Origin of the sequence: Pseudomonas sp. WS 5410, from assembly GCF_012985645.1 — a bacterium.
Classification (GTDB): domain Bacteria; phylum Pseudomonadota; class Gammaproteobacteria; order Pseudomonadales; family Pseudomonadaceae; genus Aquipseudomonas; species Aquipseudomonas shahriarae.
This window is the reverse complement of record NZ_JAAQWS010000029.1, coordinates 36,262-62,312: the sequence shown is the minus strand read 5'-3', so window position 1 is coordinate 62,312 and position 26,051 is coordinate 36,262. Positions and strand designations below refer to the sequence as shown.

Below are 26,051 nucleotides of genomic sequence, written 5' to 3'. Positions count from 1 at the left end.
TCAGCGGCACACCCTCACCCACTGGCACCTTCAACTTCACCGTTACCGCGACCGACGCCAACAGCGCGACCGGAGCACGTGCGTACTCCATGACCATCAGCGCCGCCTCGCCGATTGCCGGCGCCCTAAGTGCCACGGTCGCCGCCAACAGCAGCGCCAACCCGATCACCCTCAACCTCAGCGGCGGCGCCGCCACCAGCGTCGCCGTCGCCAGCGCGGCCAGCCATGGCACCGCCACCGCTAGCGGCACCAGCATCACTTACACCCCAACCGTCGGTTACTCCGGTGCGGACAGCTTCACCTACACTGCCACCAACGCCAGCGGTACCTCCAGCCCGGCCACAGTGACCATTACCGTCAGCCCGCCAACGATTACCGTCGGCCCGACCACGCTATCTAGCGGCACGGTGAGTACGGCCTACAGCCAGACCATCACGGCCAGCGGCGGGACTGCGCCCTACACTTATGCCATCACCAGCGGCAGCGTACCCACAGGCTTGAGCCTGAGTGCAAGCGGCACCCTCAGCGGCACACCCTCAGCCACTGGCACCTTCAACTTCACCGTTACCGCGACCGACGCCAACAGCGCGACCGGAGCACGTGCGTACTCCATGACCATCAGCGCCGCCTCGCCGATTGCCGGCGCCCTAAGTGCCACGGTCGCCGCCAACAGCAGCGCCAACCCGATCACCCTCAACCTCAGCGGCGGCGCCGCCACCAGCGTCGCCGTCGCCAGCGCGGCCAGCCATGGCACCGCCACCGCTAGCGGCACCAGCATCACTTACACCCCAACCGCCGGTTACTCCGGTGCGGACAGCTTCACCTACACTGCCACCAACGCCAGCGGTACCTCCAGCCCGGCCACAGTCAGCCTGACCGTCAGCGCGCCCACCCTGGTACTGACCCCAGCCTCCCTGGGTGCCGGCACCACAGACAGTCCCTATAGCGCCACTTTCAGCACGTCCGGCGGCACCGCGCCTTATTCGTACAGCATCACCGGCAGCCTGCCGGCCGGCATAACCCTGAACACCACCAGCGGTGTGCTCAGCGGCACACCGACGGCCAGCGGTAGCTCCAACCTGACCATCACCGTTACCGACGCCAACGCCGTCACCGCCTCCCGGCCCTATACCCTGACCATTGCCGCCGTGCCCATCACCGTACCGGCGTCGAGCCAGATCCTGGCCTCGGGGCAGACCGCCACCGTCGACCTGACCCAGGGCGCGACCGGCGGCCCATTTACCCTAGCAAAGCTGGGTACCGTGACTCCCGCCTCCGCCGGCCGGGCGATGATGATGGGTCCGTTCTCGATGCGCTTCGTGCCGTCGGCGGCCTTTGTCGGCACCGCCATCGTCACCTTCAGCCTGGAGAACGGCAGCGGCTCGAGTGCCGCCAGTTCGGTGAGTTTTATGATCGCGGCGCGCCCGGACCCGAGCAGGGATGCCGAGGTGATCGGCCTGCTCAACGCCCAGACCCGAGCTGCTGAACGCTTTTCCAGCACCCAGATGGACAACTTCAACCGCCGCCTGGAGCAGTTGCATCAAGTGTCCTGCAACCGCAACTCGTTCAATGCCAGCGTGAGAAAAGACGGACAAGAGGTGCCTATGCAGGAAATATCCAGCGCCGTTCAGAAACAGCTGGGCGGCTCGGCAAACAACACCGACGAAGAGAAGAGAAAGACCGCAGCCGAAGTCGAAGACGGCTGCAAGCAAGATGCCATCGCCTACTGGAGCGACGGTTTCATTAACAATGGTTCGACCCACGCTCGCGGGGCGCGAGACAACAGCTTCACCACCCTGGGCCTGAGTGCCGGTATCGACTATCGCCTGTCGCCGACCGCGATTGCCGGTGTCGGTATCGGCTACGGCAACGACCGCAGTGACATTGGGGACAACAAGACCCGCAGTGACGCCGACGCCGTCGGTATCGCCACTTACCTGAGCCTGAACGTGGCACCCCAGGTATTCGTCGATGGCCTGGTGGGCTACAACCGCATCAGCTTCGATTCGCGGCGCTACATCACCGGCAGCAACGACGACTACGCCAAGGGCTCCCGTGATGCCGACCAGTTGTTCGCCTCGCTGACCACCAGCTACGAGTATCGCCAGGGCCCGCTGTCGCTCACTCCTTACGGACGCTTGAACGCCAGCACCACGCGCATGGACGCCTTCCGTGAGAGCGGTGGCGGCATCTATGGTCTGTCCTATGACGAGCAGCGGCAACAAAACTTCACCTCGTTTATCGGCCTGCGCACTGGTTATGACGTGCCGACCCGACTTGGGGTGATGACACCAAAGGTCGGGCTAGCCTGGGGCCACAATTTCAGTGGCAGCAGCGATTACAAGATGCGCTACACCGACCAGGGCGACGACGGCATTCTCTATCGCTTTAAGCCCGATCCGCTGGACAGCGATTTTGCCAACCTCGACCTTGGCCTGGACTTCAACCTAGGTCAGACGTGGCAGATGGGTTTCTCCTACAAGACCGCCCTGGGCAGCGACGAGCGTAGCGACACGTTCCGCATCGGCGTCAACGGCAAGTTCTAGCCCGCACCGACGGATGACGCCGGCCCCGGCGCCATCCGCCCCTCGTGCACCCTGTTCCCATCCCGTGGCGCCGGTCCGGCCGCTCCTTTTACTTCAATGTAGAGACTTCTTTTGCGTAAGCCTGACAGGCCCGTAAGGCGATCAGCCCTTGGTCGCCGGCCTCGGTGATTCCGATAATTCGTTGAGCATGCGCTGGGTCAAATTGGGCTCGACGGGCTCCATGAACCACCCCGACGGCGCCGGAGGTGGTACAGAATAGTTGTCTTGCCGTCGACCGCCTCGCTCAGGACTTCCTGATAGGCCCCGCCATCGGTGGCCAGTTCGACCTTTTACTGGATCCGGTAACCGTTAATGTTGTTGTTCGCATCCACGGACTGTAGCGCCGGCCAGGCGAAGCGTACTCGCACGGCAGAAAGCTGGGTGTTACTGATCGCCCGAACCCACGGTGTGCCACTGCGCAGTTCGCTACTGATGGTGGTTTCGTTCTCGATCGAGGTGATGCCCTGGATATAGGTCTGATCCACCGCCCCGGTGCGCCACTCCCACTTCACGTTCGGGAAGTTCATGTTGCCCTCCCGAACTGACGGAGCTGGCCGTAAAGAAGAATCGTGGTAATGGGTTGATAGTTGATTGCCGGCGCCGCCATAAAATTCTCCAGACAATAAATAGGCCCGCCGAAGCGAGCCTTGGAAACCGTTTAGTTACTAGAGGCAGCCCTGAAGAGCTGCCAATCTTTTGTTTGCAATCCAGTTCGGCAGAACTACGTAATATTTTGAAACTGAGCCTGCCCCCTCGGGCTGTACGTCCACAAAATAAGCAGAGGCCTCTGTGAAAACGGCGTAGCCGCTTGGTCTTTCGGCTTGAAGTGTTGTACCTAGCGTTCCGCCATTTAAGGCAAAGAGGTGTCTACTAAACCCGGGGCGATTCACACCGAAGGCGGTTGTGAATGCCCATGACCTGGTAACGAGGTAGTGGAAAAATGATCTACCTGCGCAAATCTCTCACCAATACTATCTGCAGTGAAAAGCAGAGCCGCTACTTTGCCTGATACACGCAGCTCTATCACGGGCCTCCATATTGTCGATAGTCGGATTGCCGGTGGTATTGGGCTCTGGCCTAACCGGAGTGCCGGGATAATTCAGCGCATCCAGCTCCTGCGCGCCCAAGACACGCGGAACGTGCTTCGCCTCTGGAGGAGAAGCGGGTTTAGGCAACTGATTGATAGCTTCGCCAAAGCGCTCGAGTAAAGGGCTATCCGGTAATTCATCCGCTACAACCATGGTCGATAAGACCACGGCCAACGATAACGCGCTGTATCTCATAAGCAATTTCAAAAGATGTCTCTTTTAGCGAGCCGACTAAATTGGCTGAAGTTTTAAACGCCGCCGCCGCTCAAGCAGCAAAAGCTGCCAACCAGAGGGGTGGACATCTCGCAAGCAAGTAGCGAACGAACGATTATCGGCAAGTCGATTTAGAACTGTCACTTCTCGAGTTGTTACTGAAATGTAATCCCCCCTTCAAAGTCAGCCGCTGTAGCGGCAAGGACGAAGTCATGCCTGAAGAAATCAATGTAATCCAGCCAGCCCCGGTCGTGCGCGACGAATACGGCATGTTTGCTCACCCCGACATACCCGACTTCGACGAGGGCGACGGTGATAAGTGCAAGGCTTGGATCGCTGCACAGCGCTTGCAGGTGAAGATGGTTGAGCTCGAATACCACAGCGACGAAGCGGTCTCTGAGCGCTATTTCGAAGCCGGCGAGCCGGACTGCAGCTACTGGGAGCCTGACCGTCCAGAAGGCGATGGCTGGTTCTGTCTGGCCATTCACGACACCGACGACGGGCCGGTCTGCTGGTGGGCGCGCCGCGCCCCAAGCCTGCAACGTGAAGCAGAGGCAGTAGCCGCGGGAAAAGACTTCTGCGGCGCCTGCGGGGATGGTTGCGGCTCTTGCCAGGTTGCCGGGGAAAGCCCGAAGGTGACGCCATGACCGCCGCCCTCTGGTTCGCCTACGTTTTCATCTAAAGGGGTCAAGGCCATGAGTAGTTTCAGCCGAAAATAGTCGGGAAACCGACACCCCGGCACATCAACCATTGAGGCTCACCCCCACAAGGAATGCCTCATGAAACATTTCGCAGAAACAGTCATCGCAATTGCGCCAGTAAAAACTCGCAAGTCTAGGAATCGTTTCTTCCGAAAATACGACCGATGGACCGACCGCTTGCTTCGGCTGGGCCTCATCGACCTTGAAGAGCGCCAGGATTTGCGGCAGCACATCGCAGGGGCATATCTCGCCACGTTGATGTAGAAGCCCCGAATCCCTTCTCTACAAGCCTGCCGGAAAACGGCGGGCTACCTTCTGCCGCCCAGCGCGGCAAGGACACCCCATGTACGCAACGAAACTCACCCTGCTCATCACGGCCATCGTGTTGTACGTGGCGGGGTCCACCTTCTGGTTTTTCTGGCAGGTGCCGGAGCTGCTCTCGACCGGTACCGACCAGACCCTGGTCGCAGCATTTGCCGGCACCGTCGCCTGGATGCTGCTCACCTTCGGTTTCATCATCCACATCATCAAGACAGCGCGGCCTACAGGCCCGCATGACAATCCCCGGGCATAGAGGTGCACACCATGGAAATGCAAAGCGAAACGCTTGCCGAGGAAGAGATCGCGGCAATAACGGGCTACATGATCCCGTCCAGGCAGATCGAGTGGCTCAACAAAAACGGCTGGAAATACGTACTGACTCGCTCGCGCCGTCCAGTGGTGGGCCGCGTTTACGCCAGAATGAAGCTGGCCGGAGTGAAGCCATCAGCAGAAAACGTCGCGGCCGAAGCCTGGTCACTGAATCTTTCAAACGTAGGATAAAGACATGCGAGCAAAAAAGGCGGCAAACAGGGACCTGCCGCCGCGAATGATTCGGCGTGTGCGCACGATGAAAGGCGGTAAAGAGTGGGTTGGGTATTACTACGACGGGAGGAATGAAGACGGGAAGCGAGTGGAGATTCCGCTCGGGGGTGACCTGGAAATTGCGAAGGCTGAATGGGCAAAGCTCGACTGCAAGCCGGTACCGAAGAAAGGAGCCCTGCTGGGCCAGGTGTTTGACCGTTACGAGCGCGAGATCATCCCAGGCAAGGCGCCCAAAACGCAGAGCGATAATCTCCTGAGCCTGAAGCAACTGCGCAAAGCGTTCAGCGACGCCCCTATTGATGCGGTTACGCCACAGATCATCGCGCAGTACAGGGATAGCCGGACCGCCAAGGTTCGAGCCAACCGGGAAATATCACTGCTGTCGCACATCTACAACATTGCGCGGGAGTGGGGGCTCACCGAGAACAACCCTGCCGCCGGCGTGCGCAAGAACAAGGAGGCGCCTCGGGACTTCTACGCAACAGAGGAGATCTGGAGCGCAGTGTACGCAGTCGCAGCTTCGGAGCTTCGCGATGCTATGGACTTGGCCTACCTGACCGGACAGCGCCCCGCAGATGTGCTTTCGATGCGCGAGGCTGATGCGGTAAATGAATTCCTGCAGGTGTCGCAAGGCAAAACGGCCAAGAAGCTCCGGATCCGCCTTACCGCTGCCGGAAACCTTAATGACCTGGGTACACTGGTCGAGCGACTGATAGAGCAGCGGCGCTCGCGTGGAGTACGGACTCCATACCTAATAATCACTGAAGATGGCCGGCAGGTGACCAAGCCGATGCTACGCCTACGCTTTGACGATGCCAGGAACAAGGCAATTGCCATTGCTAACGAGGCGGGAGACGGCGTACTTGCCGCGAGCATCCGGCAGTTCCAGTTCCGCGACATCCGACCAAAAGCAGCCAGTGAGATATTGGACCTGGGCGATGCCAGTCGCCTGCTTGGGCATACGGATAAGCGGATAACCGAGACGGTTTATAGGCGCGTTGGCGAGATCGTGAAACCGACCCGTTGATAGAGCATCTGACAGTAGTTGCGGAAAGCGTCGTAAACGATGCGGAAACTGCTAGTTTAAAACCCTGTCCAATTATCGAACGCCAGAAACACAAAAGCCCCGCAATCGCGGGGCTTTCGTATGAATCTTGGCGGGAAACCAGGGATTCGAACCCTGGGAACGCTATTAACGTTCGCCGGTTTTCAAGACCGGTGCATTCAACCACTCTGCCAATTTCCCTTGCGCAACACAGGATTATAATAGCCCATCCTGTCTCAGCGGGCGCCATAATACCCGAATGAAACACACTGTCAAACTCTCTGCATAGCTTGTTACAGAGCGTCTGTTATGATCTTTGCGACTGAACGTTTCAAAACTGGAGGAGTGTCGCCATGCGCGAACAGGATTACGCAGTTAATAGCAACGTGCAGGCTGAGCAGCTAGAGGTTAGCCGCGTCCTGCGCAATACATACGGCTTGCTCGCCCTCACCCTCGCATTTAGCGGCGTGATGGCGTATGTGGCGCAGCAGATGCGTGTCGGCTACCCGAATATCTTCGTGGTATTGATCGGCTTCTACGGCCTGTTTTTCCTCACCAACAAGCTGCGCGACTCGGCCTGGGGCTTGGTGTCGGCGTTTGCCCTGACCGGTTTCATGGGGTTCCTGCTGGGCCCGATCCTGAACCGTTACCTGGGTATGCAGGGCGGCGCGGAAGTGGTCAGCTCGGCATTCGCCATGACGGCCTTGGTGTTTGGTGGCCTGTCGGCCTATGTGCTGATCACCCGTAAGGACATGAGCTTCCTCGGCGGTTTCATCACGGCTGGCTTCTTCGTGTTGCTGGCGGCCGTGCTGGCGAGCATGTTCTTCCAGATCAGCGGCCTGCAATTGGCGATCAGCGCCGGTTTTGTGCTGTTTTCCTCGGTCTGCATTTTGTTCCAGACCAGCGCCATCATCCATGGCGGCGAGCGTAACTACATCATGGCGACCATCAGCCTGTATGTATCGATCTACAACCTGTTTGTCAGCCTGTTGCAGATCTTCGGCATCATGAGCCGCGACGACTGATCCCAGCCTCATCAAAAAGCCCGCTTCGGCGGGCTTTTTGTTGCCTGCGGCTTTATCATTGGCAAAGGTTTGCCTACAGAGTGTTCCATGAAGTTCGCGATTGCGCTTTTTTCCGCCGCCCATGCGCCCTCCTCGCGCCGCGCCCTGCAGTTTGCCCAGGCGGCGTTGGCCGGCGGGCATGAGATTGTGCGGCTGTTTTTCTATCAGGATGGCGTCTATAGCGCTGCCAATTCGGTGGTCACGCCCCAGGATGAGCAGGATATCGCCCAACAATGGCGCTCCTTCGTCAGCGAGCATCAGCTTGACGGCGTGGTCTGCATTGCGGCGGCGCTGCGCCGAGGGGTGTTGAATGCCGAGGAAGCTGCGCGCTACCAGCGCAGTGCGGTGAATCTGGACGCGCCGTGGGCGCTGTCAGGCCTGGGGCAGTTGCACGACGCCATTCAGGACGCCGACCGCCTGATCTGCTTTGGAGGGCCATGAAATGTCCAGATCCTTGTTAGTCATCAGCCGCCAGGCGCCATGGTCCGGGCCCGTTGCGCGGGAAGCACTGGATGTGGTGCTGGCCGGCGGCGCATTCGACTTGCCGATCGGACTGCTGTTTCTCGATGACGGGGTGTTTCAACTGGCAACCGCCCAAGATGCCAAGGCCGTGCAACAAAAGGATGTGACGGCCAACCTGCAGGCCCTCTCGCTGTTTGGCATCGACGACGTGTTCGCATGCAGCCACAGCCTGGCGGAGCGTGGGTTGACCGCCCCTGATAGCGCGCAGCCACTGAGCAGCGAACAGATTTCCCAGATGATTGACCGTTACGATCAGGTGATGACCCTCTGATGTCGACCTTGCATGTGTTGTCCCACTCCCCGTTTACCGACAGCCGCCTCGGCAGTTGCCTACGCCTGTGTGGCGCGCAAGATGCGATCCTGCTGTGCGGCGATGCAATCTATGCCCTGCAACCCGGTAGCGCCCCCTTCCAGGCCCTGCAAGCCAAGGCCCTGGCCATCTTCGTGCTTGCCGAAGATGCCCAGGCCCGCGGCCTGGCGTTGCCGCAGTGGGCCAGGAGTGTCGACTACCCAGGTTTTGTGCAGCTGTCGATCGACCATGACAAGGTCAACACCTGGCTATGAACACCCTGACTGTAGGCCCCCACACCCTTGAGCTGGACAAGGACGGCTACCTGGTTGACCTGAATGCCTGGTCAGTCGAGGTGGCCAATGCCCTGGCGAGCGCCGAAGCGCTGGAACTGACCGACGAACACTGGGAAATCCTTAAGCTGCTCAGGGGTTTTTACCAGGAGTTCCAGTTGTCCCCGGCCACCCGCCCCCTGATCAAGTACACCGCCTTGAAGCTGGGCCCGGAAAAGGGCAACAGCCTGCACCTCAACCGACTGTTCAAAGGCACTCCCGCCAAACTTGCCGCCAAGCTGGCGGGCCTGCCCAGGCCGACGAATTGCTTATGACCGACTTTGCCCCGTTGATCACCGAAACTCCCGCCGAACACCCCTTTGCGCCGTTTGTGCGGATCCTCGGCAAAGGCAAGCGCGGCGCCCGCAGCCTGACGCGTGAAGAAGCCCGGGAAGCCATGGGCATGCTGCTCGACGAGAAAGTCGAGGACTCCCAGCTCGGTGCGTTCCTGATGCTGCTGCGCCACAAGGAAGAAAGCCCGGAGGAGCTCGCCGGCTTCACCGAGGCCCTGCGCGAGCGGCTCAACCCTCCAGCACTGACGGTGGATCTCGACTGGCCCACCTATGCCGGGAAAAAACGCCACCTGCCGTGGTACCTGCTGGCCGCCAAGTGCCTGGCGCAGAACGGCGTGCGGATTTTCATGCACGGCGGCGGTGCCCATACGGCCGGCCGGCTGTACACCGAACAGTTGCTGGGTGAGCTGCAGATTCCACTGTGCCGCAACTGGCAACAGGTCGAGACCGCTCTGGAACAAGGCAACCTGGCATTTATGCCACTGGGCGACTGGGCCCCGCAGTTGCAACGCATGATTGACCTGCGCAATATCCTCGGCCTGCGCTCGCCCATTCACTCCCTGGCCCGCATCCTCAACCCGCTGGGCGCACGCTGCGGCCTGCAAAGCATCTTCCATCCCGGCTACCAGGGGGTACACCGCGATGCCAGTGGCCTGCTGGGTGACAACACCATTGTGATCAAGGGCGATGGCGGCGAGATCGAGATCAATCCCGACACCACCAGCCACTTGTACGGCACCACCGGCGGCGCAAGCTGGGACGAGGAGTGGCCTGCCCTCTCCGCCCAGCGCCACGTCAAGCCCGCCAGTCTCGACCCCGAACATCTAAAGGCCCTATGGCGTGGTGAGGTACAAGACAGCTACCCACAATTAGCGCTGATCGCCACCATGGCCTTGGCCCTGCGCGGCCTGGGGCACCCACGGGAACAGGCCTTCGAACTGGCCCAACAGTATTGGGATGCGCGCAACACATCGAACTAGTCGATAATTAACCCCGACCCTTTGCGCTATTTGTTCGAACCCAGACGATTAGACTGCACTCCAACGCTTACTAGCCAAGGAGTCAGTCATGGGTTTGCTGATTGAAGGACACTGGCATGACCAGTGGTACGAAAGTAGCGCAGATGGCGCCTTCCAACGGGAACAGGCGCAACGCCGGCACTGGGTCACCGCCGATGGCCAACCTGGCCCGAGCGGGGATGGCGGCTTCAAGGCTGAGGCTGGCCGCTACCATCTCTATGTTTCGCTCGCCTGCCCGTGGGCCCACCGCACTCTGATCCTGCGCAAGCTCAAAGGCCTGGAAAGCCTGATTGACGTGTCGGTGGTCAGTTGGTTGATGCTGGAGAATGGCTGGACCTTCGACAAGGCCCACGGCTCCACTGGCGACAAGCTCGACGACTTTGCCTTCATGCACCAGCGCTATACCGCCGATACCGCCGACTACACCGGGCGTGTCACCGTTCCGGTGCTATGGGATAAGAAGCTCAATCGCATCGTCAGCAATGAGTCGGCAGAGATCATCCGCATGTTCAACAGCGCGTTCAACGGGCTGACCGGCAACACCCTGGACTTCTACCCCGAACCGCTGCGCCCGACCATCGACGCGTTGAACGAGCGGATCTATCCCGCCGTGAACAATGGCGTGTATCGCGCAGGCTTCGCCACCTCGCAGCAGGCGTATGAAAGCGCATTTGATGAGGTGTTTGCCGAGTTGGATCAGTTGGAACAACACCTGGGCCAGCAGCGCTACCTGGCCGGTGAATACCTGACAGAGGCCGATGTGCGGCTGTTTACCACGCTGATTCGGTTTGACGCGGTGTATTACAGCCACTTCAAATGCAACCTACGGCGGATAGCAGATTATCCGAATCTGTCGAATTGGTTGCGAGAGCTGTATCAATGGCCGGGGGTGGCCGAGACCGTGGATTTTGCGCATATCAAGGGGCATTACTATGCCAGCCACCGGACGATCAATCCGACAGGGATCGTGCCGAAGGGGCCATTGCAGGCGTTTGATAGCAAACATGATCGAGAAGGATTGAGCGGTAAAGAGATCTGGCGCTGATGCGCCAGCCTCATCGCGGGCAAGCCCGGCTCCCACGGTGGGTCTGTGTGCAGCCGGGCGAACAGGTTATACCTGGGACTGGGCGCCCTCAAACCACTTCAACTTCTCACGCAACACCACCACTTCGCCGACGATCACCAGGGTCGGCGCATGCACTTCATGCTCCGCCACCAGGCGCGGCAGGTCGGCCAGTGTGCCGGTAAACACACGCTGGTTGGACGTGGTGCCTTGCTGGATCAGCGCAGCCGGGGTGTCCGCCGAACGACCATGGCGAATCAGTTGCTCGCAGATGACCGGCAAGCCCACCAACCCCATATAGAAGACCAGGGTCTGCGACGGCCCCACCAGGTCATTCCAGGGCAAATCCGAGGTGCCATCTTTCAGGTGGCCGGTGATGAAGCGTACCGATTGCGCATAGTCGCGATGGGTCAAAGGGATGCCCGCGTAAGCCGCGCATCCACTGGCCGCGGTAATGCCCGGCACCACCTGGAACGGGATGCCATGGGCCGCCAGCTCTTCGATCTCTTCGCCGCCGCGCCCAAAAATAAACGGGTCGCCGCCCTTGAGGCGCAGCACACGCTTACCTTGCTTGGCCAGGTTCACCAGTTGCTGGTTGATCTGCTCTTGCGGCACCGCGTGATCGGCGCGGCGCTTGCCGACATAGACCCGCTCGGCATCGCGTCGGCATAGCTCAAGAATCGCGGGGGCCACCAGGCGGTCATACAGCACCACATCGGCTTGCTGCATCAAACGCAGCGCGCGAAAGGTCAGGAGGTCCGGATCACCGGGGCCTGCGCCCACCAGATACACCTCACCTGGTGCATGGGGCGGCTTGCCGTTGACTTTTTCCACCAGCAACCGCTCGGCTTCATCACCTTGCCCCGCCAATTGCCGATCGGCAATCGGGCCCTGGAAAACCTCTTCCCAAAAAGCTCGGCGTTGCTGAACATCGGGATACAAACCCTTGACCTGGGCGCGAAAGCGCGCGGCCAGCCCGGCCAATTGACCATAGGTAGACGGAATCCAGGTTTCCAGCTTGGCGCGGATCAAACGCGCCAGCACCGGCGCGTCGCCGCCACTGGACACCGCAATCACCAAGGGCGAGCGGTCGACAATCGCCGGGAAGATCACGCTGCACAAGGCTGGCGCGTCCACCACATTGACCGGCACACACCGCCGCCGGGCATCGCTGGACACTTGCGCGTTCAGCGGCTCGTCGTCGGTTGCAGCGATGATCAGGGTGCAGCCATCAAGGTCCGCCTCCTGATAACCGCGCACAATCAGTTCACCGCCACTGCCCTGCACCAGTTCACGCAACTGATCTTCAATCAGGGGAGCAACCACCCGCAATACCGCGCCGGCATCGGCCAGCAGCCGGGACTTGCGCAAGGCAATCTCCCCACCACCGACGACCAACACACGGCTGCCGCGCAGGTTATGAAACAGTGGCAGAAATTCCATTTAGCCGATGACCTCAACGCCCGCCATGTACGGCTTGAGCACTTCAGGTACACGGATCGAACCGTCGGCCTGCTGGTAGTTCTCCAGAACGGCAACCAGGGTGCGACCTACCGCCAAGCCCGAACCGTTAAGGGTGTGGACCAGCTCCGGCTTGCCGGTTTCCGGGTTACGGAAACGCGCCTGCATGCGTCGGGCCTGGAAATCACCGCAGTTGGAGCACGAAGAAATCTCGCGGTATTTATCCTGGCTCGGCACCCACACTTCCAGGTCGTAGGTCTTCACCGCGCTGAAACCCATGTCGCCAGTGCACAGCGCCAATACGCGATACGGCAGCTCCAGCAGTTGCAGGACGCGCTCGGCGTTGGCAGTCAGGCCTTCCAGGGCTTCCATGGAGGTCGACGGCTCGACCACCTGTACCATCTCGACCTTGTCGAACTGGTGCTGGCGGATCATGCCGCGGGTGTCACGCCCCGAGGCACCGGCTTCACTGCGAAAGCACGGGCTGTGGGCCACGAACTTGATCGGCAGCTGTTTGGCGTCGAGGATCTCGCCGGCCACGATATTGGTCAGCGACACTTCGGCAGTCGGAATCAGGTACAGATCGGCTTCACCATCGCGGCTGATCTTGAACAGGTCTTCCTCGAACTTCGGCAGCTGGCTGGTGCCCATCAGCGCCGGCGCCTGAACCAGGTACGGGGTATAAGCCTCTTCGTACCCGTGTTCGCCGGTGTGCAGGTTGAGCATGAACTGCGCCAGGGCCCGGTGCATGCGCGCGATCGGGCCGCGCAGTAAGGCAAAGCGCGCACCGGACATCTTGGCGGCGGTTTCGAAATCCAGGCCGCCGGTCAATTCGCCCAGGGCGACGTGGTCCTTGATCTCGAAATCAAAGGCTTTTGGCGTACCCCAGCGGCGCACTTCGACGTTGCCGTCTTCATCTTCGCCGACCGGTACCGACTCATGCGGCAGGTTGGGAATGCCCAGCAGGATGGAATCCAACTCGGACTGAATCTTGTCCAACTCGACCTTACCGTCAGACAGCTCGCTGCCCATACGCTCGACGTCCGCCATCAACGGCGCGATGTCTTCGCCACGCTGCTTGGCCTGACCGATGGATTTGGAGCGCGCATTGCGTTCAGCCTGCAGTGCTTCGGTGCGGGTCTGGACGGTCTTGCGCTGTTCTTCCAGCGCTTCGATGCGCGCAACATCCAAGGCAAAGCCACGGGATGCCAGGCGGTCCGCTACGTCCTGAAGGTTGCTACGTAACAGTTTGGAATCGAGCATGTCGGTCTCTCGTTTATCAAAGTTTGGTCAAGGACAGGCCGGCCCAGGTGGCGAGCAGCCCGCCGAATACACTGATGGCCGCATAGCCTATCGCCAGCGGCACTTGCCCACTTTCCAGCAGGCGCACGGTATCCAGTGAAAAGGATGAAAAGGTGGTCAGGCCGCCAAGGAAGCCCACCATCAACCCGGCGCGCACCTCAACAGGCACCTCCGGGCGTAACAGAAACAGGCCGTACAACACGCCGATCAACAGGCAGCCCACGATATTAACGGCCAGCGTCGCGGTATAGAAGTGTTTCGGCCAATTGGCGTTAATCCAATTACCGGTGGCAAAGCGCAATAAGGTACCGGCCACACCGCCAACAGAGACTGCGACCACCAAGGGAATCATAGTTTTCTCCGTTGTTTGGGGCTCAGGCGATCAAGTTGCGCCAGGTGGTTGAGCTTTTCCCCGATCTTCAACTCCAGGCCACGGGGCACCGGCTGGTAGAACGGTTGCGGGGCAAGCTCGTCGGGAAAGTAGTCTTCACCGGCGGCATAGGCATCCGGTTCATCGTGGGCGTAGCGGTACTCATCGCCATAACCCAATTGTTTCATCAGCTTGGTCGGTGCATTACGCAGGTGCAAGGGGACTTCCAGCGAGCCGTGCTCGGCCGCGGCGCGCAATGCCGATTTGAAGCCCATATACACCGCATTGCTTTTCGGCGCGCAGGCCAGGTAGGTGATGGCTTGCGCCACCGCCAACTCACCTTCCGGGCTGCCCAGGCGCTCCTGGACCTCCCAGGCCGCCAGGCACAGGCTCAGGGCCCGTGGGTCGGCGTTGCCGATGTCCTCGCTGGCCATGCGCACCACGCGCCGGGCCAGGTACAGCGGGTCGCAGCCGCCGTCGATCATGCGGGCGAACCAGTACAGCGCGCCGTCCGGGTTAGAGCCGCGCACGGATTTATGCAGCGCGGAAATCTGATCGTAAAAGGCTTCGCCGCCCTTGTCGAAACGCCGCCGGGTATCGCCCAACAGGCTTTGCAGCAGGTCGACGCCAATCTCACTATTATCTTCGGCAAGGTCGGAGGCGTTTTCCAGCAGGTTGAGAAACCGCCGGCCATCACCGTCTGCCGCCGCCAACAGGATCTTGAAACCCTCGTCACCCAGACTCAGGTGGCGCTTGCCCAGCCCCTTGTCCTCGCTCAGCGCCCGCTGCAACAGCTTCTGCATCGCCGCTTCATCGAGACTTTTGAGCACATACACCCGCGCTCGCGAGAGCAAAGCGTTGTTCAACTCAAACGAGGGATTTTCCGTGGTCGCACCGATAAAAATCAGCGTGCCGTCTTCCACGTAAGGCAGGAACGCATCCTGCTGCGACTTGTTGAAGCGATGCACTTCGTCGACAAACAGGATAGTGCGGCGGCCGTATTGCCCGGCCTGTTGCTTGGCGACTTCCACCGCCTGGCGGATTTCCTTGACCCCGGCCAATACCGCCGAGACCGTTTCAAAGTGTGCATCGGAGACCTTCGCCAGCAGCCGCGCCAGGGTGGTCTTGCCCACGCCCGGCGGCCCCCAGAAGATCATCGAGTGCAGGGCACCCTGCTCCAGAGCTTCGCGCAGCGGCTTGCCACGAGCCAGCAAGTGCTCCTGCCCGACATACTCATCCAGGTTGGTCGAGCGCAAGCGCGCGGCCAATGGCTGGGCAATCGGGTCACTGCGAAACAGGTCCATGGGCGGCTTTTTACTCCTGGATCACATCGGCACCCTTGGGGATGTCGAACTTGAACGTCTTGGCCGGGACCGACTCATTGGCCTTGACCCCGGTGAACAGGATATTGGTGCGCTGGCCGACACTGTCGATCAGTTGCATATCGTTGATCACCCCATTGCGGAACGACAGGCGCAGGCTGTCGAACAGCGTGTCCTTGGACTTGGGCTTGAGGGTGAAGTCGATCACGTTGCTTTGTTGCTTGGAGGTAATCTCGAAGCTCTCGCTGATCTGCGACACATCACCCGACAGCAGCAAGGCCGGGGTCTGGCTCAGGCGTGGGTCGAGGGTCTTGATGGTCGCCTGCTCCAGGTCCGGGTCCCACAGCGTGACTTTCTTGCCATCGGAGACAATGGTCTGCTCATTGGGCGCGTCGGTTTTCCAGAAGAACAGGCCAGGACGCTGCACGGCCATTTCACCGGCCGTTTCCTGCAACTGCGTACCGCCACCGTCCAGGGTCAGCTGGGAGAAGCGCGCGGTCAGGGTCTTGGATTTGTCCAGCAAGTTGGTCAGGCTCGCGACGGATGCCTGGTCGGCGTGGGCCGAAAACGCGGTCAGGGCCAATGCCGGCAACAACAGCATGCGGATAAGACGCATGGGAGTCCTCATAGAATGATGTGAAAGGCGCGCCGCATGCTGCCACGCGGCACGAGGTCAGTCGCGCATCGGCCCTGGCGCGATGACTTCGCGCGAGCCGTTGGTGTTCATGGCCGTAACGACGCCGGCCATTTCCATGGACTCGATCATACGCGCGGCGCGGTTGTAGCCGATCTTCAGTTTACGTTGCACCGCCGAGATCGAGGCGCGACGGCTTTCCAGCACGAATGCCACCGCTTCGTCGTACAGCGCGTCGGTCTCGGCATCATCGTCGCCGCTACCGCTGCCACCGTCGAAACCGCTGCCGGCTTCTTCGACACCCGCCAGGATATCGTCGTTGTATTCCGGCGCGCCGCGCAGTTTCCACGCCTCGACCACGCGGTGCACCTCGTCATCGGACACAAATGCACCGTGAACGCGGATCGGCAGGCTGGTGCCGGGCGGCATGTAGAGCATGTCACCATGGCCCAGCAGTTGCTCGGCACCGCCCTGGTCGATGATGGTCCGTGAGTCGATCTTGCTCGACACCTGGAACGCCATGCGGGTCGGGATGTTGGCCTTGATCAGGCCGGTGATCACATCCACCGACGGCCGCTGGGTCGCGAGGATCAAGTGGATCCCGGCCGCACGGGCCTTCTGCGCGATACGCGCGATCAGTTCTTCAACCTTCTTGCCGACGATCATCATCATGTCGGCAAATTCGTCGACCACCACCACGATGGTCGGCAACTTGGTCAGCAGCGGCGCTTCATCGTGAATGCTTTCGCGCTTGTACAGCGGGTCGGTCAGCGGCGTGCCGGCGTCCTGGGCTTCCTTGACCTTGGCGTTGAAGCCGGACAGGTTACGCACGCCCATCTTCGCCATCAGTTTGTAGCGCCGCTCCATCTCGGCCACGCTCCAGCGCAGGGCGTTGGCGGCGTCCTTCATGTCGGTCACCACCGGGCACAGCAGGTGCGGGATGCCTTCGTAGATCGACAGTTCGAGCATCTTCGGGTCGATCATGATCAGCTTGGCGTCTTCCGGGCCGGACTTGAACAGGATCGACAGGATCATTGCGTTCACACCCACCGACTTACCAGAACCGGTGGTACCGGCAACCAGCAGGTGGGGCATTTTCGCCAGGTCAGTGATCACCGGCTTGCCGCCGATGTCGTGCCCCAGGGCCAGGGTGACCGGCGACTTGAAGTTGTCGTATTCCGGGGTCGACAGCACTTCGGAGAAGCGCACGATCTGCCGGTCTTCGTTGGGAATCTCGATACCCACGGTGGTTTTGCCGGGGATCACTTCCACCACCCGCACGCTGGTAACCGCCAGGGAGCGCGCCAGGTCTTTGGCCAGGTTGGCGATACGGCTGACCTTGACCCCTGCGGCCGGCTGGATTTCGTAACGGGTAATCACCGGACCGGGGTGGATCGAATCCACCGACACTTCGACGCCAAACTCCTTGAGTTTGATTTCCAGCAGATGGCCGACGGCCGCCAGGGATTCCGGGGAATAGTTGAGTTGCTTCTTTTCCGCCGGATCGAGGATCGAGATCGGCGGCAAGGTGCCCTCGACGGCGCTGTCGATAAACAGCGGCGCCTGCTTTTCCTTTTGCACGCGATGGCTTGGCTCGGGCGCCTTGACCGGCGCCGGGGCGATAACCGGCGGCACTTGCTTCTCGCGGTCGGACATGTGCTTGGTCAGGGCCTGCTCGCGCTCGATCAGGCGCTCCTTGACCTTGGCCTGCTCACGGCGATCCGGCGTACTCGGGGCCACCACTTCGTTGACCCGGGTGTCGACTTCACGCAATTGCGCGACCATGCGCTTGCGGTCCACACGGGCGGCCCACCAGCGGTTGGCGGCACCCTGGAACAACTCGAACAGATCGAGGGTGATCTTGCCGGTCACGTCCATGACCTTGAACCACGACAAGTCGGTAAATACCGTCAGACCAAACAGGAACAGGGCAATGAACGTCAGCGTGCTGCCCTGGATATTCAGGGTCCTGCGGGCCAGGTCACCCAGGCTTTCGCCCAAGGCACCGCCCGCGCCAGCCGGCAGGCCGGTCGGTGCATGGAAGTGAATATGCGCCAGGGCCGCGCCCGACAGCACCAGGAACACCAGGCCGATCAGGCGCCAGGAGAACAGCCAGCCACTCCACTGCCACGGCTCATGGCGCTGGCGGAAGATCTGCCAGGTCTTGATCGCCAGCAACAACGGGAAGATATAGGCGAAATAGCCCAGGATCATGAACAGGATATCGGCGCTGTAGGAGCCCACAGGCCCGCCGAAGTTCTGCACATCGTCGATCTTGCTGTTATGGCTCCAGCCCGGATCGTCCTTGCCATAGGTCAGCAAGGCCATCATCAGGAACAGGCATAAAGCACCGATGGCAATCAGCGCGCCTTCCTTGAGCCGATAGTGCAGGTGCTGGCGCCAGGCCGGTACTACTGCTGTTTTGGGTGCTGCGGCGGATTTCTTCAAAACGGGTCTTTTCCTGCGCCTTAAGCGCGTCCAACAGTTGAATGACTATAAAAATACTGCCCAATCCGGACAGGTGAAAAGTGAATGAGCGTCGTCAAGCGTCCTTTAACACTCCGAGATTGAATCATGCACCGACGTTAACGCCAGCCCACAAGGACATAGTGCCGCCATTGTACGGGTTTGTGTGCCCGTTGCCACGCTGCCGGCTTCGCTCATGGAGCATCGCCCGGCGCATTGCCCATGGGTTTCAATTTGAGCATGCATTGTCTTTACTGACAAAGGCTTATGAGCTGTTTTTATCAGACTGGACAAGCTTTACCCAGCATTCCCGCTCAACGGATGGCGACATGACGCGATTACGACCGCATCACCGCTATAGAGTTGCAGAAACACCCGCTCATGCATCAGGGTACGGATTACATGATCGGGCTGGCCGAGTGGCGCCGGCTCGACAATAATCACTGCTTAACGCGGCGGGCCCCGGCCTGTCACCGCCCTCCCCTTCTGTAAGCCTGAATACCATGCTCACCTGGTTGCAACGCAACACCTTGACGTTTCCACCGCTGGCCAAAGCCATGCGTGAACCCAACGGCCTTCTGGCTGCAGGTGGCGACCTGTCCGCCGACCGCCTGGTCCAGGCCTATCGCCACGGCTGTTTCCCCTGGTTCTCCGAAGGCCAGCCCATCCTGTGGTGGTCGCCAGACCCACGCACGGTGCTGTTCCCCGCCGAACTGCACGTGTCCCGCAGCCTCGCCAAGCTGCTGCGCCAGCAACGCTACGAGGTCACCTTCGACCAGGACTTCGCCGCTGTCATACAGGCCTGTGCTGCGCCACGCAGCTATGCAGACGGTACCTGGATCACCGAAGCCATGCAGAACGCCTATCTGCAACTGCACCAACGGGGCTACGCCCATTCCGTTGAAGTCTGGGACCAGGGCAAACTGGTCGGCGGCCTGTATGGCCTGGCCATGGGCCAGTTGTTTTTTGGCGAGTCGATGTTCAGTCGCGCAGACAATGCCTCGAAATATGGCTTTGCCACGCTCGTCAGGCAATTGCAGGCCTGGGGTTTTGTGCTGATCGACTGCCAGATGCCCACCGATCACCTGCACAGCCTCGGCGCCCGCGCCATTCCCCGCAGCGACTTTGCCGGTTACCTGCGCGACCATCTTGATCAAGCCAGCAGTGGGCCGTGGGTTTCTTAGGCGACATGCGCGCACCTGGCTTACACTTATTTCAAAGCTTATCCGAGGGTTGATCATGACCGAGTTGGCGCGCTTGAAGTTTTATGCCACTCAACCCCACTCTTGCAGCTACCTGCCCGAAGAACAGGCCACTACGCTGTTCCTCGACCCCAGCCAGCCGATGGACGTGCATGTGTATGCCGACCTGTCAGAGATGGGCTTTCGGCGCAGTGGCGACCACCTGTACCGGCCGCACTGCCAGAACTGCAACGCCTGTGTGCCGGCGCGTATCCCCGTGGCGCAATTTTTAGCCGACCGCAATCAAAAACGCATCCTCAAGCGTAATGCCGACCTGATCGTGACCCCCGCCAAGCCCGGCTTCAGCGAAGAGTACTTCGACCTGTACCAGCGCTATATCGAACAACGCCACGCCGACGGCGACATGTTCCCACCGAGTCGTGACCAGTTTTCCACGTTCCTGGTGCGCGACCTGCCGTTCTCGCGTTTTTACGAATTCCGCCTTGAGGGAAGGCTGCTGGCGGTCGCGGTCACCGACCTGCTGCCCAATGGCTTATCGGCGGTCTACACCTTTTACGAACCCGCCGAAGAGCGCCGCAGCCTCGGGCGCTTTGCGATTTTGTGGCAAATCAGTGAAGCCTCCCGGCAAAACCTGGACGCGGTGTACCTCGGATACTGGATAAAAAACTGCAAAAAGATGAATTACAAGACCCAATATCGGCCCATTGAGCTGCTAATTAATCAAAGATGGGTCACGCTTAACTAGAACCCCTTGGCTTAAACACCCTTTTTCGGGCACAATGCACGCCGCTTTTGCCTGGCGCAGTTGCACCGGGCCATTCACTGGATACCGAGGGCTTTACTGCATGTCGAAAGAAGACAGCTTCGAAATGGAAGGCACTGTCGTCGACACCCTGCCCAACACCATGTTTCGTGTGGAGTTGGAAAATGGGCACGTCGTAACCGCGCATATCTCCGGCAAGATGCGCAAGAACTACATTCGTATTCTTACCGGTGACAAAGTGCGCGTCGAGCTGACGCCCTATGACTTGAGCAAAGGGCGCATCACTTACCGCGCTCGCTAAACAAGTCAATACAAGACGCCCGGTTATGCCGGGCGTTTTTGTGCGCGCTATAAAATTAATGCGGGAACGGGCTTGCTCGCGATAGCTGTGTGTCAGGCAATACATCTGGCACCGATACACCGCTATCGCGGGCAAGCCCGCTCCCACATTTTGATTGCAGCGCTTGAGAAATAGCAAAAAGGCGCCGAAGCGCCTTTTTGTTGTGTTGCGATCAGGCCATTTCAGCAGTGGTCTCGAAGTCGAAGGTCAGCTCGCCATCCTTCAAGTCGATATGCACCACGCCACCATGGTCGGAGAGCTCGCCGAACAGGATCTCTTCGGCCAATGGCCGCTTGATCTTGTCCTGGATCAGACGCGCCATTGGGCGGGCGCCCATTGCCGCGTCGTAGCCGCCCTCGGCGATCCAACTGCGTGCCGCTTCCGTCACCTCCAGCTGCACGCGCTTGTCTTCCAACTGCGCCTGAAGCTCGGTAAGGAACTTGTCCACCACGCTCTTGATCACCTCATGGCTGAGGCGACCAAACTGGATAATGGTGTCCAGGCGGTTGCGGAATTCCGGCGTGAAGCTCTTCTTGATCACTTCCATGGCGTCGGAAGAGTGATCCTGATGAGTAAAGCCAATGGAAGCCCGCGCGGCCGTCTCGGCACCGGCGTTGGTGGTCATGATCACGATCACGTTGCGGAAGTCCGCCTTGCGCCCGTTGTTATCGGTCAGGGTCCCGTGGTCCATGACCTGCAGCAGCAGGTTGAAGACTTCCGGGTGGGCCTTTTCGATTTCATCGAGCAGCAGTACGCAATGCGGCTGCTTGGTGATCGCCTCGGTCAACAGTCCGCCCTGATCGAAGCCGACATAGCCCGGAGGCGCACCGATCAGGCGCGACACGGTGTGCCGCTCCATGTATTCGGACATGTCGAACCGCACCAGCTCAATGCCCATAGCCTTGGCCAACTGCCGCGCCGCTTCGGTCTTGCCGACGCCGGTAGGCCCGGCAAACAGGAACGAACCCACCGGCTTGTCCGGCGACTTGAGGCCAGCCCGGGACAGCTTGATCGCCGTCGACAGCGAGTCAATCGCTGCATCCTGGCCAAACACTGTCAACTTGAGGTCGCGCTCCAGGTTACGCAGCAGCTCTTTGTCGGAGCTGGTGACGTGTTTTGGCGGAATTCGCGCGATTTTCGCCACGATATCCTCGACCTGCGGCACTTCGATGCGCTTCACGCGCCTCTCTACCGGCTGCAGGCGCTGGTAGGCCCCGGCTTCGTCGATCACGTCGATGGCCTTGTCGGGCATATGCCGGTCGTTGATGTAGCGCGAGGCCAGCTCGGCGGCCGCACGCAGCGCCTCATCACTGTACTCGATGCCGTGGTGCGCTTCGAAACGCCCTTTCAGCCCCCGCAGGATGCCAATAGTGTCTTCGACCGAAGGCTCGGACACGTCGACTTTCTGGAAGCGACGCGCCAGGGCACGGTCTTTTTCGAAGATCCCGCGAAACTCCTGGAACGTGGTCGAACCGATGCAACGGATATCACCCGAAGACAGCAGCGGCTTGAGCAGGTTGGACGCATCCATCACCCCACCGGAAGCCGCACCGGCGCCAATGATGGTGTGGATTTCATCAATGAACAGGATCGCCTGCGGACGCTTTTTCAGCTCGCCAAGCAACGCCTTGAAACGCTTTTCAAAGTCGCCACGGTACTTGGTCCCAGCGAGCAGCGCGCCCAGGTCCAGGGAGTAGACAACGCTGTTGGCCAGCAGGTCAGGCACCTGATTATCAACAATGCGCTTGGCCAGGCCTTCGGCAATCGCGGTCTTGCCCACGCCCGCCTCGCCCACCAGCAAAGGGTTGTTCTTGCGACGACGCGCGAGGATCTGCGCAACACGCTCAACTTCCATCTCACGCCCCACCAGCGGATCAATCCGCCCCTGGCGCGCCAGTTCGTTGAGATTGCTGGCGTAGGCATCCAGCGGGTTGCTTGAAGAAGAAGACTCACCGCCCTCGTCGTCCTGCATATCCTGCTCACCCTCGGAATGATCGCCATGCCCTGGGACTTTCGAGATGCCATGGGCGATGTAGTTGACGACATCAATGCGCGCCACGCTCTGCTGCTTGAGCAGGAACACGGCCTGGCTTTCCTGTTCGCTGAAGATGGCAACCAAGACATTGGCGCCCGTCACTTCGCGCTTGCCGGAGCTCTGCACGTGGAAGACAGCACGCTGCAACACCCGCTGGAAGCCCAGGGTTGGCTGGGTCTCACGGTCCTCGTCATGCACGGGGATCAGTGGCGTGGTGGAGTCGATGAACTCCTGCAGGTCATGCTTGAGTTTGTCGAGGTTGGCGCCGCACGCACGCAGAACGGTGGCGGCAGCTTCGTTATCCAAAAGTGCCAGCAGCAGGTGTTCGACGGTCATGAATTCATGACGCTTCGAACGGGCCTCCTTGAAGGCAAGATTGAGGGTGACTTCGAGCTCGCGGTTTAACATAGCTTCACCTCATACCCAAGTGGTCGGAGTTAACCGTCCTTCTCGATTTCACAGAGTAGCGGATGCTGGCTTTCCCTGGCGTACTGGTTGACCTGCATGGCCTTGGTCTCGGCGATGTCGCGGGTAAACACTCCACATACTGCCCGTCCTTCTGTGTGAACGGCCAGCATTACCTTGGTCGCCAACTCGCGGTTCAGATTAAAAAACACCTCGAGTACTTCGACGACGAAATCCATCGGCGTGTAGTCATCATTGAACAAAACCACCTTGTACATCGGCGGCGCCTGTAAAGCAGGCTTGGCCTCTTGAACAGCGATGCCTGCAGAACCGTCATCGTCTTCTAGATGATCCGGGCGATCCTGATTGAATGTTAGTCGAATCTGGCTGAATGCATGCATGAAAGAAAGGTTCGTCTGTTGTGCATTTACAGTGATGGGGGCGACCTGTCAGAAATTCAACTCCGACCGACTGGTCGCCTTGACTATCGGCAAAACGGTGTTACAACCAATAGAACCCACAGTGGGTAAAAAAGGTCCGCGCAGTCAACCTTATTTATTCGGGTTAGGACGGATAAACTGGATGATACTCCAGTGATGGAGTCTGGTGCAGAGGGATATGGGTATGTCTGGCGTCAAGATCAGTGGCAAGGTCAAATGGTTCAACAATGCCAAGGGCTACGGCTTCATTAACGAAGACGGCAAAGAGGATGATCTTTTTGCGCATTACTCGGCGATCACGATGGACGGATACAAGACCCTTAAAGCGGGTCAATTAGTGTCCTTTGAAATCGTCCAGGGACCCAAGGGCCTGCATGCTGTCGCCATCTGCGCAGTCGAGCCTGGAAAAACCAACGAAGACAGGCACGACAAGGCAGATAAATCCGCTCATTCGAAAAAGAAACAAACGGCCTGATCCGCCACCGAGCAGATACCACGCATAAAAAAACGGCCATCCCGAGCAATCAGGATGGCCGTTTTTCATAGCCTTCGACTTACATATGCGAAATCAACGCATCGCCGAAGCCCGACGACGACACCAGCTTGGCGCCGTCCATCAGGCGCTCGAAGTCATAGGTCACGGTCTTGGCCGAAATCGCCCCGTTGGTACCCTTGATGATCAAATCGGCCGCCTCGGTCCAGCCCATATGGCGCAGCATCATTTCCGCCGACAGAATCAGCGAACCCGGGTTGACCTGGTCCTTGCCCGCGTACTTAGGCGCAGTACCGTGGGTGGCTTCAAACATCGCCACGGTGTCGGACAGGTTGGCACCCGGTGCAATACCGATACCGCCCACTTCTGCCGCCAGGGCATCGGAGAGGTAGTCACCATTGAGGTTCAGGGTGGCGATCACGTCATATTCGGCCGGGCGCAGCAGGATCTGCTGGAGCATGGCGTCGGCAATCGCATCCTTGACCACCACATTGCGGCCGGTGCGCGGGTTCTTGAACTGCATCCACGGCCCACCATCGAGCAGGGTCGCGCCGAACTCTTCGGCCGCCACTTCGTAGGCCCACTCCTTGAAGGCACCTTCGGTGAACTTCATGATGTTGCCTTTGTGCACGATGGTCAGCGACTCACGGTCGTTATCCACTACATATTGCAGGGCCTTGCGCGCCAGGCGCTTGGTGCCCTCTTTGGAAACCGGCTTGATGCCAATCCCGCAATCCTGGTCGAAACGGATCTTGGTGACACCCATTTCCTCTTTGAGGAACTTGATGACCTTGGTTGCTTCGGGCGAACCGGCCTTCCACTCGATACCGGCGTAAATATCTTCGGAGTTCTCACGGAAGATAGTCATATCCACATCGCCTGGCTTCTTGACCGGGCTTGGCACACCTTCGAACCAACGCACCGGACGCAGGCAGACATACAGGTCCAGCTGCTGGCGCAGGGCAACGTTCAGCGAGCGGATACCGCCACCGACCGGCGTGGTCAGCGGGCCCTTGATGGAAACCACGTAGTCCTTGACCGCGTCCAGGGTTTCCTGGGGCAGCCAGGTGTCCTGGTCGTAAACTTGAGTCGCCTTCTCGCCGGCATACACCTCCATCCAGGAGATTTTGCGCTTGCCGCCGTAAGCCTTGTTAACAGCTGCATCGACCACCTTGATCATCACCGGGCTGATGTCGACGCCAATACCGTCACCTTCGATGAAGGGAATGATCGGGTTGTCAGGAACATTGAGAGAATGGTCTGCGTTGACGGTGATTTTGTCGCCGACTGCCGGAACCTGAATCTTCTTGTATCCCATGCTGAACTCCGTTTGTGGATTGAACATCTGGCTGTGCCCGAGCCTACTCCAGTTGAATGTGGACTGGAACCTTGCGCCCGGTACATTTGCTGCGAAAACGGTAGATTTAGTCGCCTACAACCTTGAAACAAAAGGGAAAAACGCCAAACTTGAGCACTGCGTGCGACTTTAGGCGCAATCCGGTCCATGCGACCTTTAGACCAATGGACGATCCACCTTTTGTATGAAGGCTCGGCGTAAGCATAGCGACCTATGTATAATGCCGCCGCTGACCAAAGAGTCACGACGGCCGACCGCTCTATATCGAGCACCTGCGCCTGAAAAAGCCGGGCTGCCACCGTAGCCCACCCGCTTGACGCTCGACTGATGCAACCCAACATCACCGCGAAGAAACATCGACATTCGGCTCATGGATGACTTTG

General features: G+C 59.7%; 25 protein-coding genes, 1 tRNA gene and 3 pseudogenes. 17 read left to right on the top strand and 12 right to left on the bottom strand.

The genetic code is table 11. From position 1 onward, the window contains the following. Positions 1-2,546 (top strand): autotransporter domain-containing protein (locus tag HBO24_RS27570; protein ID WP_170060726.1); only part of this gene is annotated, 2,546 nt, incomplete at its 5' end. Positions 2,547-2,634: 88 nt separating this feature from the next. On the opposite strand, the pseudogene HBO24_RS29750 reads toward HBO24_RS27570, so the two are convergent. Beyond that, positions 2,635-2,778 (bottom strand): annotated as a pseudogene (locus HBO24_RS29750) (lysis protein); the annotation flags it as partial. A gap of 25 nt (positions 2,779-2,803) precedes the next feature. Further along, positions 2,804-3,121: pseudogene (locus HBO24_RS27565) on the bottom strand (hypothetical protein); the annotation flags it as partial. Between the two features lie 977 nt (positions 3,122-4,098). Between HBO24_RS27565 and HBO24_RS27560 the strand changes: the two are divergent. The 5 genes and pseudogenes from HBO24_RS27560 to HBO24_RS27540 all read left to right on the top strand — a co-directional run. After that, positions 4,099-4,413, top strand: a pseudogene (locus HBO24_RS27560) (hypothetical protein); the annotation flags it as partial. A 252-nt stretch (positions 4,414-4,665) separates the two neighbouring features. Continuing rightward, positions 4,666-4,851: a hypothetical protein gene (locus HBO24_RS27555; RefSeq protein ID WP_057441440.1), complete on the top strand. Its 186-nt coding sequence runs from the start codon at positions 4,666-4,668 to the stop codon at positions 4,849-4,851. Between the two features lie 79 nt (positions 4,852-4,930). Next, positions 4,931-5,161, top strand: coding sequence for a hypothetical protein (locus HBO24_RS27550; protein WP_057959924.1), 231 nt, complete (start codon positions 4,931-4,933; stop codon positions 5,159-5,161). A gap of 11 nt (positions 5,162-5,172) precedes the next feature. Beyond that, entirely contained in the window at positions 5,173-5,409 is a 237-nt protein-coding gene (locus tag HBO24_RS27545; protein ID WP_057441436.1) for a DUF4224 domain-containing protein, read from the top strand. Positions 5,410-5,413: 4 nt separating this feature from the next. Beyond that, positions 5,414-6,478, top strand: coding sequence for a tyrosine-type recombinase/integrase (locus HBO24_RS27540; RefSeq protein ID WP_170060725.1), 1,065 nt, complete (start codon positions 5,414-5,416; stop codon positions 6,476-6,478). 128 nt (positions 6,479-6,606) lie between these two features. Here the strand turns inward: HBO24_RS27540 and HBO24_RS27535 are convergent. Then, positions 6,607-6,697 (bottom strand) — tRNA-Ser (locus HBO24_RS27535). Positions 6,698-6,849: 152 nt separating this feature from the next. Between HBO24_RS27535 and HBO24_RS27530 the strand changes: the two genes are divergently transcribed. The 7 genes from HBO24_RS27530 to HBO24_RS27500 all read left to right on the top strand — a co-directional run bounded on the left by HBO24_RS27530 (position 6,850) and on the right by HBO24_RS27500 (position 11,060). After that, positions 6,850-7,521 carry a Bax inhibitor-1/YccA family protein gene (locus HBO24_RS27530; RefSeq protein WP_029293588.1) on the top strand — a complete coding sequence of 224 codons (672 nt, stop codon included), beginning with the start codon at positions 6,850-6,852 and terminating at the stop codon, positions 7,519-7,521. Between the two features lie 87 nt (positions 7,522-7,608). After that, complete coding sequence (tusD, locus tag HBO24_RS27525) at positions 7,609-8,001, top strand: sulfurtransferase complex subunit TusD (RefSeq protein WP_169990004.1); 393 nt, start codon at positions 7,609-7,611, stop codon at positions 7,999-8,001. Position 8,002: 1 nt separating this feature from the next. Next, positions 8,003-8,353: a sulfurtransferase complex subunit TusC gene (tusC, locus tag HBO24_RS27520; RefSeq protein ID WP_170060724.1), complete on the top strand. Its 351-nt coding sequence runs from the start codon at positions 8,003-8,005 to the stop codon at positions 8,351-8,353. Continuing rightward, positions 8,353-8,646 carry a sulfurtransferase complex subunit TusB gene (gene tusB / locus HBO24_RS27515; protein WP_128593583.1) on the top strand — a complete coding sequence of 98 codons (294 nt, stop codon included), beginning with the start codon at positions 8,353-8,355 and terminating at the stop codon, positions 8,644-8,646. Before tusC ends, tusB begins: the two co-directional genes overlap by 1 nt. Next, positions 8,643-8,978, top strand: a complete 336-nt coding sequence (locus tag HBO24_RS27510) for a TusE/DsrC/DsvC family sulfur relay protein (protein ID WP_057441427.1) — start codon at positions 8,643-8,645, stop codon at positions 8,976-8,978. Before tusB ends, HBO24_RS27510 begins: the two co-directional genes overlap by 4 nt. Beyond that, complete coding sequence (locus HBO24_RS27505) at positions 8,975-9,976, top strand: glycosyl transferase family protein (RefSeq protein WP_170060723.1); 1,002 nt, start codon at positions 8,975-8,977, stop codon at positions 9,974-9,976. Before HBO24_RS27510 ends, HBO24_RS27505 begins: the two co-directional genes overlap by 4 nt. A gap of 88 nt (positions 9,977-10,064) precedes the next feature. Next, positions 10,065-11,060 carry a glutathione S-transferase family protein gene (locus HBO24_RS27500; RefSeq protein ID WP_120733461.1) on the top strand — a complete coding sequence of 332 codons (996 nt, stop codon included), beginning with the start codon at positions 10,065-10,067 and terminating at the stop codon, positions 11,058-11,060. A 66-nt stretch (positions 11,061-11,126) separates the two neighbouring features. On the opposite strand, the gene cysG is transcribed toward HBO24_RS27500, so the two are convergent. Genes cysG through HBO24_RS27470 form a run of 6 tightly spaced genes read right to left on the bottom strand, consistent with a single transcriptional unit; the run spans position 11,127 to position 18,615 of the window. Beyond that, the gene (gene cysG, locus HBO24_RS27495) at positions 11,127-12,521 is read right to left on the bottom strand and encodes a siroheme synthase CysG (protein WP_057960007.1); all 1,395 of its coding nucleotides are present in this window, start codon (positions 12,519-12,521) and stop codon (positions 11,127-11,129) included. Beyond that, positions 12,522-13,802 carry a serine--tRNA ligase gene (gene serS / locus HBO24_RS27490; protein WP_057441423.1) on the bottom strand — a complete coding sequence of 427 codons (1,281 nt, stop codon included), beginning with the start codon at positions 13,800-13,802 and terminating at the stop codon, positions 12,522-12,524. A 16-nt stretch (positions 13,803-13,818) separates the two neighbouring features. Then, positions 13,819-14,193, bottom strand: a complete 375-nt coding sequence (crcB, locus tag HBO24_RS27485; protein ID WP_057441422.1) for a fluoride efflux transporter CrcB — start codon at positions 14,191-14,193, stop codon at positions 13,819-13,821. Beyond that, the gene (locus HBO24_RS27480; protein ID WP_057960008.1) at positions 14,190-15,515 is read right to left on the bottom strand and encodes a replication-associated recombination protein A; all 1,326 of its coding nucleotides are present in this window, start codon (positions 15,513-15,515) and stop codon (positions 14,190-14,192) included. Before HBO24_RS27480 ends, crcB begins: the two co-directional genes overlap by 4 nt. A gap of 10 nt (positions 15,516-15,525) precedes the next feature. Further along, positions 15,526-16,149 carry an outer membrane lipoprotein chaperone LolA gene (gene lolA / locus HBO24_RS27475; RefSeq protein WP_057960009.1) on the bottom strand — a complete coding sequence of 208 codons (624 nt, stop codon included), beginning with the start codon at positions 16,147-16,149 and terminating at the stop codon, positions 15,526-15,528. Between the two features lie 57 nt (positions 16,150-16,206). Further along, positions 16,207-18,615: a DNA translocase FtsK gene (locus tag HBO24_RS27470; RefSeq protein ID WP_170060722.1), complete on the bottom strand. Its 2,409-nt coding sequence runs from the start codon at positions 18,613-18,615 to the stop codon at positions 16,207-16,209. Positions 18,616-19,136: 521 nt separating this feature from the next. Between HBO24_RS27470 and aat the strand changes: the two genes are divergently transcribed. From aat to infA, 3 genes are all read left to right on the top strand, one after another. After that, positions 19,137-19,817 (top strand): leucyl/phenylalanyl-tRNA--protein transferase, encoded by a 681-nt coding sequence (gene aat, locus HBO24_RS27465; RefSeq protein ID WP_170060721.1) that lies wholly within the window; start codon positions 19,137-19,139, stop codon positions 19,815-19,817. Positions 19,818-19,872: 55 nt separating this feature from the next. Continuing rightward, a complete protein-coding gene (locus HBO24_RS27460; RefSeq protein ID WP_057441413.1) occupies positions 19,873-20,580 on the top strand; it encodes an arginyltransferase in 708 nt (235 codons plus the stop codon). 100 nt (positions 20,581-20,680) lie between these two features. Next, positions 20,681-20,899 (top strand): translation initiation factor IF-1, encoded by a 219-nt coding sequence (gene infA / locus HBO24_RS27455; protein WP_002553999.1) that lies wholly within the window; start codon positions 20,681-20,683, stop codon positions 20,897-20,899. 211 nt (positions 20,900-21,110) lie between these two features. On the opposite strand, the gene clpA is transcribed toward infA, so the two are convergent. Both clpA and clpS read right to left on the bottom strand, forming a co-directional pair. Then, positions 21,111-23,381, bottom strand: a complete 2,271-nt coding sequence (clpA, locus tag HBO24_RS27450) for an ATP-dependent Clp protease ATP-binding subunit ClpA (protein ID WP_170060720.1) — start codon at positions 23,379-23,381, stop codon at positions 21,111-21,113. A gap of 29 nt (positions 23,382-23,410) precedes the next feature. Beyond that, a complete protein-coding gene (gene clpS / locus HBO24_RS27445) occupies positions 23,411-23,779 on the bottom strand; it encodes an ATP-dependent Clp protease adapter ClpS (protein ID WP_029293391.1) in 369 nt (122 codons plus the stop codon). A 223-nt stretch (positions 23,780-24,002) separates the two neighbouring features. On the opposite strand from clpS, the gene cspD reads away from it, so the two are divergent. Then, positions 24,003-24,293: a cold shock domain-containing protein CspD gene (gene cspD / locus HBO24_RS27440; protein ID WP_057960026.1), complete on the top strand. Its 291-nt coding sequence runs from the start codon at positions 24,003-24,005 to the stop codon at positions 24,291-24,293. 79 nt (positions 24,294-24,372) lie between these two features. Here cspD and icd read toward each other — a convergent pair whose 3' ends face one another. After that, positions 24,373-25,629, bottom strand: coding sequence for an NADP-dependent isocitrate dehydrogenase (gene icd / locus HBO24_RS27435; protein ID WP_057441442.1), 1,257 nt, complete (start codon positions 25,627-25,629; stop codon positions 24,373-24,375). Positions 25,630-26,051: the final 422 nt, after the last annotated feature.